The organism is Streptomyces sp. NPDC088387, assembly GCF_044753385.1.
GTDB lineage: Bacteria > Actinomycetota > Actinomycetes > Streptomycetales > Streptomycetaceae > Streptomyces.
Genome location: NZ_JBIVNC010000027.1, coordinates 22,412 through 38,656, shown reverse-complemented (window position 1 = coordinate 38,656; position 16,245 = coordinate 22,412). Strand labels below are relative to the sequence as shown.

Genomic DNA, 16,245 nt, shown 5'->3' with positions numbered 1-16,245 from the left:
GACCCGGCGTGTGCGGGGTGCCGCTGCGCCCACCCGTGCCGCCCTGCGGCACGATTGCCCGCAGCTGCGTGCGTGCGAGGGTGGGAGGGTCGGGTGGCTGCCTGGGGTTTACCAGGGCATGGATACTCCGCCGTTGGGGCGGAGGATTTGGCCTGTGGTGAAGGCTGACGCGTCGGAGGCCAGGTAGAGGACGGCTTGGGCCACGTCCTCCGGTTCGCCGACGCGGCGCAGGGGGGACTTGCGGGCCATGAGGTCCTCCGTGTGCGTCTGGGCCCCGGTGTCGTGGTGGTCGGTCATGGGTGTGCGGATCCAGCCCGGCGCGACCGCGTTGACGCGGATACCGTGGCGGCCGACCTCGGTCGCGAGGGTCTTCGTCAGCTGCACGACCGCCGCCTTGGCCGCGCCGTAGCAGAGCAGGCCGGGGCCGCCGGTGTCCACGGCGCCCGAGGCCATGGTGACGATGGAGCCCGGGGTGTTCCGGGCGAGCATCAGGCGGGCCGCCTCCTGACAGGCGTGGAGTACACCCTTGAAGTTGACGTCGAACACCCGGTCGAGGTCCTCGTCCCGGGTGTCGAGGACCGGGCTGCTGTGCATGATCCCGGCGATCGCGGCCATGACGTGCAGCGTTCCGCAGGAGGCGACGGCCTCCTTGAGCCGGGCGGCGTCGGTGATGTCGAGGTGGTGGGTGTGGGCGGTGCCGCCCCTGGCCTTGATCGTGGTCGCCGTCTCGTGAAGGCCCGGCGCGTCGAGGTCCGCGCAGTGCACGGTCGCGCCGGCTTCGGCGAGCAGGACGGCCGAGGCGCGGCCGATGCCGCTCGCGGCGCCGGTGACGAATGCGGTGCGTCCGGTGAGGTCGTACGCCTTCACGGCCATAGGAGGACCGTACGAGCGTTTCTGACGGGTCGTCAATTGGTGCGGCGGGACGGGCGGGAGCGGGTTCTGCGGGTTGCGGGGGAGCCTGGTGCCGGGGCCGGGCCCCGCTGGCATCCGGGGCACCAGTAGGTGGGGCGCTCGCGCGAACCGTCGCCCTGGTCGGCCACTCGGACCGGTGTGCCGCAGCGCAGGCACGGGCGGTGGGCGCGGCCGTAGACGAAGAGGTCCTGGCCGCGGCGGCCGGTGGTGTTGCGGACCGGGCGGTCGCGGTTGGCTTCGAGGAGCCTCTTGGCGAGGGCCGGGAGGTGCGCGGCGCGCTCGGTGGGGAGGGCGCCGACGGGCAGCCAGGGGGTGGCGCCGAGCAGGAAGCACAGCTCGCTTTTGTAGACGTTGCCGATGCCGGCGAGATTGCGCTGGTCGAGGAGGGCCTCGCCGAGTGCGCGGGTGGGGTCCGTGAGGAGGTTGGCGAGGGCGCGGTCCGCGCTCCAGTCCGGGCCGAGGAGGTCGGGGCCGAGGTGTCCGACCGCGCGGTCCTCGTCGGTGGTGCGGATGAGGTCGAGTACGGGGAGGCGGTAGCCGACGGCCGTCTGGTCCTCGGTGCCGAGGATCACGCGGATCTGGTGGGTGGGGCCGCCGCTCCAGCGCTGGTCGTGGGCGAACACCTTCCAGGCGCCGTCCATTCTCAGGTGCGAGTGGAGGGTCAGGCCGCCTTCGATCCGGGTCAGCAGGTGCTTGCCGCGCGGGGTGACGTCCAGGACCCTGCGGCCGGTGAGGTCGGCCGTGGCGTACTTCGGCACGCGGAGGTCGGAACGGGTCAGGACGCGGTCGGCCAGCGCCGCGTGCAGTCGCCGCGTCACCTGCCAGACCGTGTCACCTTCAGGCATGGGTCAAGGGTGGCACGGGGGCGGGGGCGGGCACGGGCCGAGTGGGCGGGGTCATGCGCGCAGGCGCAGGCCGCGGGGGGTGGCGATGAAGCCCGCTGCCTCCAGGAGAGCGCCGAAGGGGGACGTCAGGGCCGCGGTGCCGTTGACCCGCTCGACCGTGACTGTGCCGAGGGAGCCCACGCGGGCGGCGCCGGCGAGGGCTTCGGCCGCTTCGTGCAGCCGGGGGTCCTCGGTGGGTGTGGCGCCGGGGTCCGAGGGCCAGGCGAGCAGGGTCTTGCCGCCGCGCTCCATGTAGAGCGTCAGTTCGCCGTCGACCAGGACGACGAGCGAGCCCGCCTTGCGGCCGGGCTTGTGTCCGGCGCCCGTCGGGGGCTCGGGCCAGGGCAGTGCGGCGCCGTAGGCGTTGGCGGGGTCGGCGGCGGCCAGGACCACGGCCCGGGACGCGGGTGTTCGGCGGCCGTGTGCGTACGGCGCCCTAGAGCCGCTCTGCCAGGGGGTGAGGTCCTGGCGGGGGTAGTCGCGCGGTGAGATGTAGTCGTCGGGGGCGGGGCGGAAGCCGGGGAAGTCCGGTGTGGCGAAGTCCGGCGTGGCGAAGTCCGGTGTGGCGGACGGGGGGAAGTCGGCGCCTGGGGCGAAGCCCGTGTTGGTGCCGGAGCCCGTACCGGTGTCGAAGGAGTTCTCCCAGTCGTCCGGGAGGCGCGGGCCGTTCGGGTCGGTCCCGTCGTGGGCGTGGGGGCCGTTCGGTGTGCTGTCCCGGGCCTGCCCGGTGTCGTGCGGGAGGCCGCCTTGACCTGTGTCGTAGGGCAGGCCGTTTCCATGGGACGGGGGTGTGAGTGTCTCGCCTCTGTCCCGGGCGTTGGCCGCCGCGCGGAGGCGGTCCACGGCGCCGTCCATGGCGAACTGCGCGGCGCCCAGGCCCTCGACCACATAACCGCGCCGGGCCTGACCGCTGTCCTCGAAGGCGGTCAGGATGCGGTACACCGCAGAGAAACCGCCCTCCACCCCTTCGGCCGCGACGGCACCCCGGGTCACCACGCCGTGCCGGTCGAGAAGGGTGCGGGCCAGGGCGTGGGCGCGGACCGTGGGGTCCGGCTCGGCGGCGGGGAGGAGGGACCAGCGGCCGGCGACGGTCGGGGGGCCGCTGCGGGACGCGGGGCGCGCGGCGGCCGTCAGCGAACCGTAGCGACCGCGCGGCGCCGCGCGTTTGGCCCGGTGGGCGGTGGAGCCGGCGGTGCGGCCCGAGCCCAGGAGGGAACGCATCGGGGTCAGCGTGTCGTTGGTCAGCCGGCCGGACCAGGCCAGCTCCCAGAGGGCGTCGGCCAGTTGGGGGTCGGTCGCGTCGGGGTGGGTGGTGGCGCGGACCTGGTCGGCGATCTGGCGGAAGAACAGGCCGTAGCCGCCGGAGAGGGTGGTCAGGACGGACTCGTGGAGTGCGGTCGGCTCCAGGGGGTGGGGGTCGGGCAGGAGCAGGGGGGCCGCGTCCGCGAGGTAGAGGGAGACCCAGCCGTCCTTGCCGGGCAGGGAGCCCGCCCCCGCCCAGACGATCTCCCCGGCCGCCGTCAGCTCGTCGAGCATGGCGGGCGCGTAGTTCGTGACGCGGGACGGCAGGACCAGCTTCTCCAGCGCCGAGGCGGGCACGGAGGCGCCCTGCAACTGCTCGACCGCGCGGACCAGACCGTCGGTCCCGCGCAGGGCGTGCCCCTTGCCGATGTGCTGCCACTGCGGCAGGAACTGTGCGAGCGCCGCCGGTGGAACCGGCTCCAGCTCGTGCCGCAGCGCGGCCAGCGAACGGCGGCGCAGCCTACGCAGCACCGTGGCGTCGCACCACTCCTGTCCGATGCCCGCGGGATGGAACTCGCCCTGGACGACGCGGCCGGACGCCGCCAGCCGCTGGAGGGCGCCCTCGGTGACCGCGACGCCGAGGCCGAACCTGGCGGCGGCCGTGGCCGACGTGAACGGGCCGTGGGTACGGGCGAAGCGCGCGAGGAGGTCACCGAGGGGGTCCTTCACGGGCTCGGTGAAGGCCTCCGGGACGCCGACCGGGAGTGCGGTGCCGAGGGCGTCGCGCAGGCGGCCCGCGTCCTCGATGGCCGCCCAGTGGTCGGCGCCGCCGATCCGGACCCTGATGGCGCGACGGGCGCCCGCCAGGTCCACCGCCCACTGCGGTGCGGCGCCCCGCTCGGCCAGCTCGGCGTCGGTGAGCGGTCCGAGCATCCGCAGCAGGTCGGCCACACCCTCGGCGTCCTTGGTGCGACGGTCCTCGGTGAGCCACTGGAGCTCGCGCTCCAGCTCGGTCAGCACGTCCGCGTCGAGCAGCTCGCGCAGCTCCGCCTGGCCGAGCAGCTCCGCCAGCAGGCGCGAGTCCAGGGACAGGGCGGCGGCGCGGCGCTCGGCGAGCGGCGAGTCCCCCTCGTACAGGAACTGGGCGACGTAGCCGAAGAGGAGGGAGCGGGCGAAGGGGGACGGCTCGGGGGTGGTGACCTCCACGAGGCGCACCTTGCGGGCTTCCAGGTCGCCCATCAGCTCGACGAGCCCAGGGACGTCGAAGACGTCCTGGAGGCACTCGCGGACCGCCTCCAGGACGATCGGGAACGAGCCGAACTCGCCGGCGACCTGGAGGAGTTGGGAGGCGCGCTGGCGTTGCTGCCAGAGCGGGGTGCGCTTGCCGGGGTTGCGGCGGGGCAGCAGCAGCGCGCGGGCGGCGCATTCGCGGAAGCGGGACGCGAACAACGCCGAACCGCCGACCTGGTCGGTGACGACCTGGTTGACCTCGCCCTTGTCGAAGACCACGTCCGCCGCGCCGACGGGGGCCTGCTCGGCGTCGTACTCCGTGCCGGCCTTCCGGGGCTCCTGGTCCAGCAGGTCCAGGCCCATCAGGTCGGCGTCGGGCAGGCGCAGCACGATGCCGTCGTCGGCGTGCATGACCTGGGCGTCCATGCCGTACCGCTCGCTGAGGCGGGCGCCGAGGGCGAGGGCCCACGGGGCGTGGACCTGGGCGCCGAAGGGGGAGTGCACCACGACCCGCCAGTCGCCGAGCTCGTCGCGGAAGCGCTCCACGACGATCGTGCGGTCGTCCGGGACGTGGCCGCAGGCCTCGCGCTGCTCGTCCAGGTACGACAGGACGTTGTCCGCGGCCCAGGCGTCGAGGCCGGCGGCGACCAGGCGCAGACGGGCGTCCTCCTTGCCGAGGGAGCCGACCTCGCGCAGGAACGCGCCCACCGCGCGGCCCAGCTCCAGCGGGCGGCCCAGCTGGTCGCCCTTCCAGAAGGGCAACCGCCCCGGAACGCCCGGGGCGGGGGAGACCAGGACGCGGTCGCGTGTGATGTCCTCAATCCGCCACGAGCTGGTGCCCAGCGTGAAGACGTCCCCCACGCGGGACTCGTAGACCATCTCCTCGTCCAGCTCGCCGACCCGGCCGCCGCCCTTCTTCGGGTCGGCCCCGGCGAGGAAGACACCGAAGAGACCACGGTCGGGGATGGTGCCGCCGGAGGTGACGGCGAGGCGCTGGGCGCCCGGACGGCCGTCGATCGTGCCGGTGACGCGGTCCCACACCACGCGCGGTCGCAACTCCGCGAACGCGTCGGACGGGTAGCGGCCCGCCAACATGTCGAGGACCGCGGTGAACGCCGACTCGGGCAGCGAGGCGAAGGGCGCCGCGCGGCGGACCATGGCGAGCAGGTCGTCGACCTGCCAGGTGTCCAGGGCCGTCATGGCGACGATCTGCTGGGCGAGGACGTCCAGCGGGTTGGCGGGGACCTTGAGGGACTCGATGCTGCCGGTGCGCATCCGCTCGGTGACGACGGCCGCCTGCACCAGGTCGCCGCGGTACTTCGGGAAGACCACGCCGGTGGAGACCGCGCCCACCTGGTGGCCCGCGCGGCCGACGCGCTGGAGGCCCGAGGCCACCGAGGGCGGTGACTCGACCTGGACGACGAGGTCCACCGCGCCCATGTCGATACCGAGTTCGAGACTGGACGTGGCGACCACCGCGGGGAGGCGGCCCGCCTTGAGGTCCTCCTCCACCAGGGCGCGCTGCTCCTTGGAGACCGAGCCGTGGTGGGCGCGCGCGATCACCTGCGGGGCGCCCTGCGCGGCCCCCGAGCCGCCCATCAGCTCGGCCGGGGAGTGGTGCTCGTCCAGGGTCTCGCCGGTGGCCCGCTCGTACGCGATCTCGTTCAGCCGGTTGCAGAGGCGCTCGGCGAGACGGCGGGAGTTGGCGAAGACGATCGTGGAGCGGTGGGACTGGACGAGATCGGCGATCCGCTCCTCGACGTGCGGCCAGATGGACGGCCGCTCCGCGCCCTCGGAACCGTCGGCGACCGGGGAGCCGCCCAGCTCGCCCAGGTCCTCGACCGGGACGACGACCGAGAGGTCGAACTCCTTGCCGGACGCGGGCTGGACGATCTCCACCTTGCGCTGCGGCGACAGGAACCGGGCCACCTCGTCGACCGGGCGCACGGTCGCCGACAGGCCGATGCGGCGGGCCGGCTTCGGCAGCAGCTCGTCCAGCCGCTCCAGGGAGAGCGCGAGATGCGCGCCGCGCTTGGTGCCCGCCACGGCGTGCACCTCGTCGAGGATCACCGTCTCGATGCCGGTCAGCGCGTCGCGCGTGGCCGACGTCAGCATCAGGAACAGCGACTCGGGGGTGGTGATGAGGATGTCCGGCGGGCGCGTGGACAGCGCGCGGCGCTCGGCGGGCGGCGTGTCGCCCGAGCGGATGCCGACGCTCACCTCCGGCTCGGGCAGGCCCAGGCGCACGGACTCCTGGCGGATGCCGGTCAGCGGGCTGCGCAGATTGCGCTCCACGTCGACGGCCAGGGCCTTCAGCGGTGACACGTACAACACCCGGCAGCGCTTCCTGCGGTCGGCCGGGGGCGGGGTGGAGGCCAGCTGGTCGAGCGCGGCGAGGAAGGCGGCCAGGGTCTTGCCGGAGCCGGTCGGGGCGACCACCAGCACGTCCGAGCCCTCGCCGATGGCCTGCCACGCGCCCGCCTGCGCCGCGGTGGGCGCGGAGAAGGCACCCGTGAACCAGCCACGGGTCGCGGGTGAGAAGCCGTCGAGGGCTCGGTGAGAGCTGACCATGCGTCCATCCTGCACCCCGCCACTGACAATGGCCCTGAGCTGGGGGGATGCCGAGGTGTGGGCTGCCGGCCTTCGGGTGGGTGGCCGGGGTGGCCGGGGTGGCCGGGGCCGAGAAGCCGTGGGGTGGGTGTGGTGGGAGAGGGCGTGGGCGGAGGGGTGGGTGGGTGTGGCGGAGAATAGGGGTATGGCGGGTTCGAGTGAGCGGGCGCGGCACTGGCAGTACGCGGAGCTGCCCGGTGTCGACCTGCTGCGCGCCCGATATATCCAAAAGACGTTCGTCCGGCACACCCACGAGCACTTCGTGATCGCGGCGATCGCCGACGGCGCGGAGATCTTCCACCACAGCGGGGCCGATCAGTACGCCGGTGCCGGCGCCCTCGCCCTGGTCAACCCCGACACCTCGCACACCGGGCGGGCGGGCGTGCCCGAAGGGTGGCGGTACGGGGCGGTGTACCCGTCGCCGGAGGTCGTGGCGGAGATAGCCGCCGAGACCACGACGATCCGCGGAACGCCGGGTTTCGTCAGTCCGGTCCTGCACGACCCGTACGCCGTCGGCCTCGTCCACCAGGTGCTGCGCGCGGCCGAGGAGGGCAACGCGCTCGCCGCCGACACCCTGCTGCGGGTCGCCGTGACCCGGCTGCTCCGGCTGAACGGCGGCCCGCTGCCGCAGCGCGAGGTGCGCACGGCGGGAGCGCGGACCGCGGCACGCGCGCGTGCGGTACTGGAAGGGCGGATGGCCGGGCCGCCGACACTGGAGCAGCTCGCCGCGGACCTCGGCGCCAGCCCCTTCGCGCTGCTACGGGCCTTCCGCGACGCCTACGGGATGCCGCCCCACGCGTGGCTCACCGACGCTCGGGTCCGGCGCGCGCGGCAACTGCTGGACGCCGGCACCTCACCCGCGGAGGCCGCCACGGTCGTCGGCTTCACCGACCAGCCGCACCTGAACCGGCACTTCGCGCGGATCGTCGGCGTACCGCCGGGCGCCTACCAGCGCGAGCGCAAGAACGTACAAGACGCGCGGCAGCGTCTGCTCCTACCGTCCGACGTGTGGCAGAACAGACAGCATCCGCGGACATACGAGCCGACGACCCGGCGGCGAAACCCGACAGCGCCGTCGTCCGGGACGCCCTGGGGGTCGGAGTCGCCGTAGGCCTCTCCGGGTTCGCCTTCGGGGTGACCTCGGCGGGCGGCGGACTCACGCTGCTTCAGACCTGCGCGCTCAGTCTGCTGGTGTTCACCGGCGCGTCCCAGTTCGCCCTCGTGGGCGCGCTCGCGGCCGGCGGCAACCCGTTCACGGCGGCGGCCGGCGCCTTCTTCCTGGGCGTACGCAACGCCTTCTACGGGCTGCGCCTCTCGCAGTTGCTGGCCCTCCCGCGCGCGGTGCGGCCCTTCGCCGCGCAGTGGGTCATCGACGAGACGACGGCCGTCGCCCTGGCCCAGCCCACCCGGCGCGCGGTCCGCATCGGCTTCACCGTGACCGGGCTGACCCTCTACGTGCTGTGGAACCTCACCACCCTGCTGGGCGCGCTCGGCGCCGAGGCCATCGGCGACACCGCCGCGTGGGGGCTCGACGCCGCCGGACCTGCCGTCTTCCTGGCGCTGCTCGCGCCCATGCTGACGAGCACCACCGAACGGGCCGTGGCCGGGCTCGCCGTCGTCCTCGGGCTCGGCCTGCTGCCGGTGCTGCCCGCCGGAGTACCCGTCCTCGTGGCGGCGCTCGCGGCGCCGGTCGTGCTGTGGGCGGAGGGCCGCCGGAAGGGGGCACCTGACGGCGCCGGGACATCGCCCGCGCGGGGCGCCACTGCCGAACCCGCCGCCACACAGGAGGCCGCCCAGGACGACACGCCGCACGACATCCCGCATGCCACCCCGCACGACGCACGTGACTCGCGAGAGGAAGACCGTTGAACATCTGGCTCGCGATCGGTGTGACCGCGCTCGGCTGCTACGCCGTCAAACTCGCCGGACTCCTCGTCCCGGCCGGTGTCCTCGAACGGCCGCTCGTGAAGCGGCTCGCGGCGCTGCTGCCCGTGGCCCTGCTCGCCGCCCTCACGGCCCAGCAGACCTTTGCCGACGGGCAGACGCCGGTGTTCGACGCGCGGGCGGCCGGGCTCGCCGCGGCGGCGGTGGCGCTCGTCCTGAGAGCGCCGTTCCTGCTGGTCGTCGCGGCGGCCGTGCTGGTGACGGCCGGGGTGCGCGCGATCGGCGGGTGACGGCCCTCGGGACCGGATGCCGCGTACGGGTGACGGTCCGCGCGGTCAGTCGATCGGAAGGCCGTACGCCCTGAGGGTGCGCAGTGCCTCGACCGTCACCATGGAGCGTGCCTCCAGCGCGGGTGCCGGTGCCCAGCGGCGCCAACGGACCGGCCAGTCGCCCTCCTCCCGCTGCTCGCTTGCCAGGAACTCCAGGGAACGGACCATCTCCTCGTCCGTGAACCACGCGCGCGCGAGCGAGTGCGACGTCTTCGCGTAGTCGTGCGGGAAGTGGTGCTCGCCGGGCGCGTAGCCCGGCGCGACCGGGAACGCCTCCGGGCGCTCCGGATCCAGCACCGCGAGACGCTGCTCGCGCACGAGGCGGCCGAGCCGGTCGGCGGCGGCCTCCGCGCGGGGGCGGTCGGGCGCGGCGTCCAGGAAGGCCACGGCGGCGTGGACCTCGTACGGATGCGACCGCTCCAGGGACTCCACCGCCTTCCAGCAGAAGTCCGTCGCGCGGAACAACCAGGCGTGCCACACGTCGTTGCGGTGCAGCGTCCCGACCACGGGGCCGGTCGTCAGCAGTGCGCTCGGCGGGTCGTCGACGATCGGGACGAACGGGGCCGTCGGATAGCCGCGCTGGCCGGGATGGACCGCGGGCAGCGCGCCGTCCGCGGTGGAGACCGCCGTCAGATAGCGGCACATGCGCTCCACGCGCTGCCCGCCGCACCGCCCGATGGCGTCCAGGACGTGCAGCGCGTGCGCGGTGTGCAGGGGCTGGCTGACCGGGCCGCGCAGATCGGGCTCCAGCGCGTGGCCGTATCCGCCGTCCGCGTTGCGGTACGCGTCCAGGGCGGTCTCCACGGCGTCGGCGTCGCCGTTCAGGAAGTGGTACGCGAAGAGGCGCTGCTCCAGCACACGCGCGGTGAGCCAGACGAAGTGCCCGGCGCGGACGAGCGGGGTGCGCGCCGGGGGCGTGGAAGGGAGTGGGGAAGCTCCTGTTTCGGCCATGCGTCAGACCGTAGGGCGGAAAGCGGCGCCGGCAGGCCGTCCCGGCCAGGGCCCACTCTCAGGGGCGGGATACTGGGTTCATGCGGTTGACGGTCTTCTGGGAGCGGATGTCGGAGTACTTCGGGACGGGGTACGCCGAGACCTTCGCGCGTGATCACGTGATGTCGGAGCTGGGCGGACGGACGGTGGACGAGGCGCTGAACTCCGGCTGGGAGGCGAAGGACGTGTGGCGAGTTGTCTGCTTGGTCATGAACGTGCCGCAGGAGAAGCGCTGACCGGACCCGGAAGATCGCAGGACGGCCACCGATTGTCGGTGGCGTGGGCGAGACTTGCAGCGTGACACCCACTGACGACGCCGGGCAGACCGCCCAGCACGCATCCCCGCTCGGCACCACGCCGCCCGTGCGGCCCCCGGGAGACCGTCCGGCCGGGCCGAGCCGGCGCATGCCGCGCTGGCTGCCGCGCGCCATGGTGCTCGCACTCGCCCTCATCGCCGTCTTCCAGCTCGGCAGTTGGGCCTTCCACCAGCTCACCGGGCTGCTGATCAACATCCTCATCGCGTTCTTCCTGGCTCTCGCCATCGAGCCCGCGGTGAGCTGGATGGCCTCGCGCGGAATGCGCCGTGGAGCGGCCACCGGCCTGGTCTTCCTGGGCGTGATCGTCGCGGCCGCGGGCTTCGTCACCATGCTCGGCTCCCTTCTCGCCGGCCAGATCGTCAAGATGGTCGAGGGCTTCCCGAGCTACCTCGACTCGGTCATCAACTGGATCAACGCCCACTTCCACACCGAGCTCAAGCGGGTGGACGTCCAGGAGGGGCTGCTGCGCTCCGACTGGCTGCGGGACTACGTGCAGAACAGCGCCACGGGCGTGCTCGACGTGTCCGCACAGGTGCTGGGCGGCCTCTTCCAGCTGCTGACGATCACCCTGTTCTCGTTCTACTTCGCCGCCGACGGTCCGCGGCTGCGGCGCGCGATCTGCTCCGTGCTGCCGCCGACCCGGCAGGCCGAGGTGCTGCGCGCGTGGGAGATCGCCGTCGACAAGACCGGCGGGTACATCTACTCGCGCGGTCTGATGGCGCTGATCTCCGGCATCGCCCACTACATCCTGCTCCAGGCACTGGACGTGCCGTACGCGCCCGTGCTCGCCGTGTGGGTGGGCCTGGTCTCGCAGTTCATCCCCACCATCGGCACGTATCTCGCGGGCGCGCTGCCGATGCTGATCGCCTTCACCGAAGACCCCTGGTACGCGCTGTGGGTGCTGGTCTTCGTCGTCATCTACCAGCAGTTCGAGAACTACGTGCTGCAACCCAAGCTGACCGCGAAGACCGTCGACATCCACCCCGCCGTGGCCTTCGGTTCGGTGATCGCGGGCACCGCGCTCCTCGGCGCCGTCGGCGCGCTGATCGCCATCCCCGCGGTCGCCACCCTCCAGGCGTTCCTTGGCGCCTACGTGAAGCGGTACGCCGTCACGGACGACCCGCGCGTGCAGGGCCACCGCAGACGCGGCGCGCAGACAGGCCTCTACACGCGCATGCGCACGCTGTGGGCCCGCCGGGCACCGGACCAGCAGGAAGCACAGGAAGCGCGGCAGCCGCAGGAAGCGCGGGAGCGGCAGGACACGCCGGCCGACAAGCCGACACCCGGAGCCGAGAAGGGCCCCGGGAACGCCCCCAGGGAACGGCCCGAAGACTGATCCACCGCGCGCCCAGGGACGCGTTCGGTGGTGAGTTCGGAGATGCCCTACGCAGGCGTCAGGGGCCGCTCGTGGACGGCTGTTCCAGCTCGGCGGTCAGGTCGGCCGCCCGCTCCCGTTCGTCCGTCAGCGTGTCGCGTTCCGCCTCGGTGAGGGGGAGGGCCGCCGCCTTGGCCAGCCGGGCCCGTGCGGTGGCCGCGTCGTCGAGCTGGGCGGCGAGATCGGCGCGCAGCACCAGAGCGCGGTAGTGCTCGCCCGCGCCCGCGGGGACCTCCTTCGCCAACGCCCGGTCGAGGATGCGCGCGCCCTGCGCGGGCTCGCCCTTGGAGACGCCGATCAGCCAGGCGTTGTGCAGTGCGCGGGCGAAGGGTTCCTTCGGCGCGGGAGCGTGCTCCAGGGACGCGCCGGTCGGCTGGCCGATGCGGATGCAGTTGCCGCCGGGGTCGGTCATCAGGAACTGACGCACGCCGTACGAGGTGTCCTTCAGCTGGCCGATGCGCGGAACACCACGGGTCGGGATGCGGCCGTACGCCGCCTTCAGGGCGGCACGGAAGGCGGCGTAGAGCTCGTCGACACGGTCGGTGACGACGTAGCAGGTGGACCAGGACTCGGCCGGTACCACCGACTTGTGGCCGAAGAACTGAAGCTCGATGCCGCCGAGGCTGATCGCCGCGAACGGGTTGGGACGGGTCTGCAAGTGGTCCACGGCGAAGCCCAAGTGCTCGTAGAACTCCACCAGTTCGGGGATGGACGGGCAGGGGAGGATCGGGATCGTCTTCTCGGCCATGGGTTCGACCGTAGGCGCACGGAGCCCACTAATCAAATTTGATTTGTGGGGGCGGACGGGTGGCGGGTGAGTGTCTGTGAGAGAGGTGTGCCCGTGCCGCGTGGTGCGCTTGACACCAAAATCGAACATCCATTCTTATGGAGGCGTCGGCGAGGCTGACGGCAGTGATTTCGGCAGGGTTTGGGTGGAGAAGGACCCGAGTTATCCACAGGCCGAACCCACGTCGGGACGCATTGTCAGTGGCAGGCGTTAGCGTCTTTCACGTGAAGCGATCGACTCAAGCAAATCGGGTGGAACCCATGGCAGGTACCGACCGCGAGAAGGCTCTCGAAGCCGCACTCGCACAGATTGAACGGCAATTCGGCAAGGGCGCGGTCATGCGCATGGGTGACCGGACGATGGAGCCCATCGAGGTCATCCCGACCGGATCGACCGCGCTCGACGTGGCCCTCGGCGTCGGCGGACTCCCGCGCGGCCGAGTGGTCGAGGTCTACGGACCGGAGTCCTCCGGCAAGACGACCCTGACCCTGCACGCGGTGGCGAACGCACAGCGGGCCGGCGGCCAGGTCGCCTTCGTGGACGCCGAGCACGCCCTCGACCCCGAGTACGCGAAGAAGCTCGGTGTCGACATCGACAACCTGATCCTCTCCCAGCCGGACAACGGCGAGCAGGCGCTGGAGATCGTGGACATGCTGGTCCGCTCCGGCGCGCTCGACCTGATCGTCATCGACTCCGTCGCCGCGCTCGTCCCGCGCGCGGAGATCGAGGGCGAGATGGGCGACAGCCACGTCGGTCTCCAGGCCCGGCTGATGAGCCAGGCCCTGCGGAAGATCACCAGCGCGCTCAACCAGTCCAAGACCACCGCGATCTTCATCAACCAGCTCCGCGAGAAGATCGGCGTGATGTTCGGCTCCCCGGAGACCACGACCGGTGGCCGGGCGCTGAAGTTCTACGCCTCGGTGCGGCTCGACATCCGTCGTATCGAGACGCTGAAGGACGGCACGGACGCGGTCGGCAACCGCACCCGCGTCAAGGTCGTCAAGAACAAGGTCGCGCCGCCCTTCAAGCAGGCCGAGTTCGACATCCTCTACGGCCAGGGCATCAGCCGCGAGGGCGGCCTGATCGACATGGGCGTGGAGAACGGCTTCGTCCGCAAGGCCGGCGCCTGGTACACGTACGAGGGCGACCAGCTCGGTCAGGGCAAGGAGAACGCGCGCAACTTCCTGAAGGACAACCCCGACCTGGCCAACGAGATCGAGAAGAAGATCCTGGAGAAGCTGGGCGTCGGCGTACGGCCTCAGGAGCCGACCGCCGAGCCGGGCGCGGACGCCGCCGCGGTCACCGCCTCCGCCCCCGCCGCCACTCCGGCCGCCGCCGACCCGAAGTCGGTGCCCGCACCGGCGGCCAAGACGGCCAAGGCCAAGGCCCCGGCGGCCAAGAGCTGATCCCGTGACACGGCGAACCGACTGGGCGGAGTACGCCGAGTACTACGCCCGCCCGGGCACTCCGCGCGAGCCGGGAACAGGGGGCGACGGGGGCTTCGCCGGGGACGGCGACGGCCGGCCGGACGGTGGGTCTTACAGAGGCGCCGGGGCCGGCACGGGCGCGGCGCCCGGCACGTACGCGGACGGGGCCGTGTACGGCGACGGTGGCAGTGGCGTTGGTGGTGGGGATCGTGGTGCGGGCGGCGGTCGTCTCGGGGGCGACCGGAGGCCGCGTGGCGAGGGTGGCTCACGTGCGGGGCGTGGGCGCCGTCGGCGTGGTTCCGCGGAGCCGTCCGGAGTGGACGAAGGCGCCTTCTCCTCGTCGAGGGCCGAGAAGGAGGAGTCTTCAGGGGACCCGGTTGAGCGGGCTCGGGCGATCTGCCTGCGCCTGCTCACCGGGACCCCGCGGACCCGCAAGCAACTCGCCGACGCCCTGCGCAAGCGGGAGATCCCCGACGAGGTCGCGGAGGAGGTGCTGTCGCGGTTCGAGGAGGTCGGGCTGATCAACGACGGGGCGTTCGCCGACGCCTGGGTGGAGTCCCGGCACCACGGTCGTGGGCTGGCCCGTCGCGCGCTCGCCCAGGAACTGCGGACCAAAGGGGTCGACTCCACACTCATCGAGGCGGCGGTCTCCCAACTCGACTCCGATCAGGAAGAAGTGACCGCGCGTGAGCTGGTCGCCCGCAAGCTGCGCGCCACCCGCGGCCTCGACCGGGACAAGCGACTACGCCGCCTCGCCGGGATGCTCGCCCGCAAGGGCTATTCCGAGGGCCTGGCGCTGAGAGTCGTCCGGCAGGCGCTGGAGGAAGAGGGTGAGGAGACGGACTTCCTGGGGGACGAGGGGTACTGACGGGGGTACTGACGAGGCGTCACGGGGGTTATGCGTGGTGAGCGTTGGTGGACCGGACCGGGGGGTCGGTCCACCGGCAGGCCCTGGACACGGTGGGCGCGCGGGGGCGTTGATCGCGTTCAGGGCCCGGTGAAGAGCCGCGGTCCGGTGCTACGAGGGTGCTTGCACCGGCAGCCCGGCGGCCCTCCAGGCCTGGAAGCCACCCACCAGGTCCGTGGCCCGGTACAGCCCCAGGCGGTGCAGGGACTCGGCGGCGAGGCTGGACGCGTAGCCCTCGTTGCAGATCACCACAACCCGCAGGTCATGGCCGACGGCCTCGGGGAGACGGTGGCTGCCGTACGGGTCCAGACGCCATTCCAGCTCGTTGCGTTCGACGATCACGGCGCCGGGGATCACACCGTCCTGGTCGCGCAGGGCGGCGTAGCGGATGTCGACGAGCAGCGCCTGGTCGGACTGGGCGGCGTCGAAGGCCTCGCGGGGTTCGATCCGCTCGTAGCCGGAGCGGACCCGTTCCAGCAGCTCGTCTATCCCGACGGAGCGCGCGCTGCTCGCAGCTCCGGCTCCGGCTTCAGTGCTCCCGCCGGAGGCGTTCGCGTCGCCGTTCGCGGTGCCGGCGGTCACTGCCAGTCCTCCGGCCGCTCGACCTGCTCCAGGCGCAGTACCTGGCCCGTGCGGCTGTAGCGGCGGATGCGCGGCAGCGGCGGGTAGTAGGCGTGGACGGAGATGGCGTGGTGCTCGTCGGACTCGTTGAGCACCTCGTGGACGTGGTGGTGGCCGAAGGCGCGGCCGCGCCCGGCGGGCAGTCGTCGTTCGCGGTCCACCTCCTCCGACAGCTCCAGGGTCTTCCAGCCGTCGGTGGGCAGGCGCGCGGCGAGCGAGAACTCCCTCAACTCGCCCTGCGCGGTGAGGAAGGCGCCGACCGAGTCGGCGTGGTCGTGCCAGCCGGTACCCGAACCGGGCGGCCAGCCGATGAGCCAGGCCTCACTGCCGCCCGGGCCTTCGAGCCGCACCCAGGTGCGGCCCTCGGGGTCGAGGGGCAGCGAGGCGATCAGCTCGGTGTCGGCGGCGGTGCGCCGTACGAAGTCCAGGAGGTCCGCCTGCGTCGGACCCGCGGGGGCGGGAGCGGCGGCGGCGGTACGTGCGGTGGCGGGAGAAGGGGAGACAGACAACGGGCACCGTCCTGATGAGCGTTCGCGGAGAGCGCGCGACGGGCTCGGAGGCGGGCGCGCTCGGGAGAGAGGGAATGCGAAATCAGCAGGACGGGCGACACACGCAGCCCATGTAGCGGACCAGGTCCATATGGACCCTCCGCCACAGGTGCACGCAAGTGTCAGTCATGTTCCGGAGTACACCACGCTGCTACAGATCGGTCAACTCGCACTCACGATGC

General features: G+C 72.7%; 15 protein-coding genes. 7 read left to right on the top strand and 8 right to left on the bottom strand.

Annotation, left to right across the window (positions count from 1 at the left end; all coding sequences use genetic code 11):
- Positions 1–108 precede the first annotated feature (108 nt).
- The 3 genes from ACIQAC_RS39975 to ACIQAC_RS39965 are packed head-to-tail and all read right to left on the bottom strand — an operon-like array spanning position 109 to position 6,839.
- Entirely contained in the window at positions 109–873 is a 765-nt protein-coding gene (locus tag ACIQAC_RS39975; protein ID WP_402200530.1) for an SDR family NAD(P)-dependent oxidoreductase, read from the bottom strand.
- Between the two features lie 32 nt (positions 874–905).
- On the bottom strand, positions 906–1,757 hold the full coding sequence (locus tag ACIQAC_RS39970) for a DNA-formamidopyrimidine glycosylase family protein (protein WP_402200528.1): 852 nt from the start codon (positions 1,755–1,757) through the stop codon (positions 906–908).
- 51 nt (positions 1,758–1,808) lie between these two features.
- Positions 1,809–6,839 carry an ATP-dependent helicase gene (locus tag ACIQAC_RS39965; RefSeq protein WP_402200527.1) on the bottom strand — a complete coding sequence of 1,677 codons (5,031 nt, stop codon included), beginning with the start codon at positions 6,837–6,839 and terminating at the stop codon, positions 1,809–1,811.
- A 184-nt stretch (positions 6,840–7,023) separates the two neighbouring features.
- Between ACIQAC_RS39965 and ACIQAC_RS39960 the strand changes: the two genes are divergently transcribed.
- Genes ACIQAC_RS39960 through ACIQAC_RS39950 form a run of 3 tightly spaced genes read left to right on the top strand, consistent with a single transcriptional unit; the run spans position 7,024 to position 9,052 of the window.
- Positions 7,024–7,989, top strand: coding sequence for an AraC family transcriptional regulator (locus ACIQAC_RS39960; RefSeq protein ID WP_402200525.1), 966 nt, complete (start codon positions 7,024–7,026; stop codon positions 7,987–7,989).
- Positions 7,887–8,747 carry an AzlC family ABC transporter permease gene (locus ACIQAC_RS39955; RefSeq protein ID WP_402200523.1) on the top strand — a complete coding sequence of 287 codons (861 nt, stop codon included), beginning with the start codon at positions 7,887–7,889 and terminating at the stop codon, positions 8,745–8,747. Before ACIQAC_RS39960 ends, ACIQAC_RS39955 begins: the two co-directional genes overlap by 103 nt.
- On the top strand, positions 8,744–9,052 hold the full coding sequence (locus tag ACIQAC_RS39950) for an AzlD domain-containing protein (protein WP_402200521.1): 309 nt from the start codon (positions 8,744–8,746) through the stop codon (positions 9,050–9,052). The genes ACIQAC_RS39955 and ACIQAC_RS39950 overlap by 4 nt, the downstream gene beginning before the upstream one ends.
- Before the next feature lie 45 nt (positions 9,053–9,097).
- Here the strand turns inward: ACIQAC_RS39950 and ACIQAC_RS39945 are convergent, their stop codons facing one another.
- Entirely contained in the window at positions 9,098–10,042 is a 945-nt protein-coding gene (locus ACIQAC_RS39945; RefSeq protein ID WP_402200519.1) for a hypothetical protein, read from the bottom strand.
- Between the two features lie 80 nt (positions 10,043–10,122).
- Here ACIQAC_RS39945 and ACIQAC_RS39940 point away from each other — a divergent pair, with 80 nt between their 5' ends.
- Together ACIQAC_RS39940 and ACIQAC_RS39935 are read left to right on the top strand one after the other, a co-directional pair.
- Entirely contained in the window at positions 10,123–10,317 is a 195-nt protein-coding gene (locus tag ACIQAC_RS39940) for a DUF3046 domain-containing protein (protein WP_402200517.1), read from the top strand.
- A 169-nt stretch (positions 10,318–10,486) separates the two neighbouring features.
- Entirely contained in the window at positions 10,487–11,734 is a 1,248-nt protein-coding gene (locus ACIQAC_RS39935) for an AI-2E family transporter (RefSeq protein ID WP_402200556.1), read from the top strand.
- Positions 11,735–11,792: 58 nt separating this feature from the next.
- On the opposite strand, the gene ACIQAC_RS39930 is transcribed toward ACIQAC_RS39935, so the two are convergent.
- A complete protein-coding gene (locus ACIQAC_RS39930; RefSeq protein ID WP_402200515.1) occupies positions 11,793–12,521 on the bottom strand; it encodes a bleomycin resistance protein in 729 nt (242 codons plus the stop codon).
- 299 nt (positions 12,522–12,820) lie between these two features.
- Between ACIQAC_RS39930 and recA the strand changes: the two genes are divergently transcribed.
- Together recA and recX are read left to right on the top strand one after the other, a co-directional pair.
- Complete coding sequence (recA, locus tag ACIQAC_RS39925; protein WP_402200514.1) at positions 12,821–13,966, top strand: recombinase RecA; 1,146 nt, start codon at positions 12,821–12,823, stop codon at positions 13,964–13,966.
- A gap of 4 nt (positions 13,967–13,970) precedes the next feature.
- Positions 13,971–14,855 (top strand): recombination regulator RecX, encoded by an 885-nt coding sequence (gene recX / locus ACIQAC_RS39920; protein ID WP_402200512.1) that lies wholly within the window; start codon positions 13,971–13,973, stop codon positions 14,853–14,855.
- Between the two features lie 150 nt (positions 14,856–15,005).
- Here the strand turns inward: recX and ACIQAC_RS39915 are convergent, their stop codons facing one another.
- From ACIQAC_RS39915 to ACIQAC_RS39905, 3 genes are all read right to left on the bottom strand, one after another.
- A complete protein-coding gene (locus ACIQAC_RS39915; RefSeq protein WP_402200554.1) occupies positions 15,006–15,383 on the bottom strand; it encodes a rhodanese-like domain-containing protein in 378 nt (125 codons plus the stop codon).
- A gap of 89 nt (positions 15,384–15,472) precedes the next feature.
- Positions 15,473–16,024 (bottom strand): cysteine dioxygenase, encoded by a 552-nt coding sequence (locus ACIQAC_RS39910; protein ID WP_402200510.1) that lies wholly within the window; start codon positions 16,022–16,024, stop codon positions 15,473–15,475.
- An 82-nt stretch (positions 16,025–16,106) separates the two neighbouring features.
- Positions 16,107–16,193 carry a putative leader peptide gene (locus ACIQAC_RS39905; protein WP_402200552.1) on the bottom strand — a complete coding sequence of 29 codons (87 nt, stop codon included), beginning with the start codon at positions 16,191–16,193 and terminating at the stop codon, positions 16,107–16,109.
- Between the last annotated feature and the right edge of the window lie 52 nt (positions 16,194–16,245).

What these genes read in the sequence shown, in the direction of transcription:
- ACIQAC_RS39975 (WP_402200530.1), bottom strand. Translation starts at nt 873, where the DNA reads ATGGCCGTGAAGGCGTACGACCTCACCGGACGCACCGCATTCGTCACC.
- ACIQAC_RS39970 (WP_402200528.1), bottom strand. Translation starts at nt 1,757, where the DNA reads ATGCCTGAAGGTGACACGGTCTGGCAGGTGACGCGGCGACTGCACGCG.
- ACIQAC_RS39965 (WP_402200527.1), bottom strand. Translation starts at nt 6,839, where the DNA reads ATGGTCAGCTCTCACCGAGCCCTCGACGGCTTCTCACCCGCGACCCGT.
- ACIQAC_RS39960 (WP_402200525.1), top strand. Translation starts at nt 7,024, where the DNA reads ATGGCGGGTTCGAGTGAGCGGGCGCGGCACTGGCAGTACGCGGAGCTG.
- ACIQAC_RS39945 (WP_402200519.1), bottom strand. Translation starts at nt 10,042, where the DNA reads ATGGCCGAAACAGGAGCTTCCCCACTCCCTTCCACGCCCCCGGCGCGC.
- ACIQAC_RS39940 (WP_402200517.1), top strand. Translation starts at nt 10,123, where the DNA reads ATGCGGTTGACGGTCTTCTGGGAGCGGATGTCGGAGTACTTCGGGACG.
- ACIQAC_RS39935 (WP_402200556.1), top strand. Translation starts at nt 10,487, where the DNA reads ATGCCGCGCTGGCTGCCGCGCGCCATGGTGCTCGCACTCGCCCTCATC.
- ACIQAC_RS39930 (WP_402200515.1), bottom strand. Translation starts at nt 12,521, where the DNA reads ATGGCCGAGAAGACGATCCCGATCCTCCCCTGCCCGTCCATCCCCGAA.
- recA (WP_402200514.1), top strand. Translation starts at nt 12,821, where the DNA reads ATGGCAGGTACCGACCGCGAGAAGGCTCTCGAAGCCGCACTCGCACAG.
- ACIQAC_RS39905 (WP_402200552.1), bottom strand. Translation starts at nt 16,193, where the DNA reads ATGACTGACACTTGCGTGCACCTGTGGCGGAGGGTCCATATGGACCTG.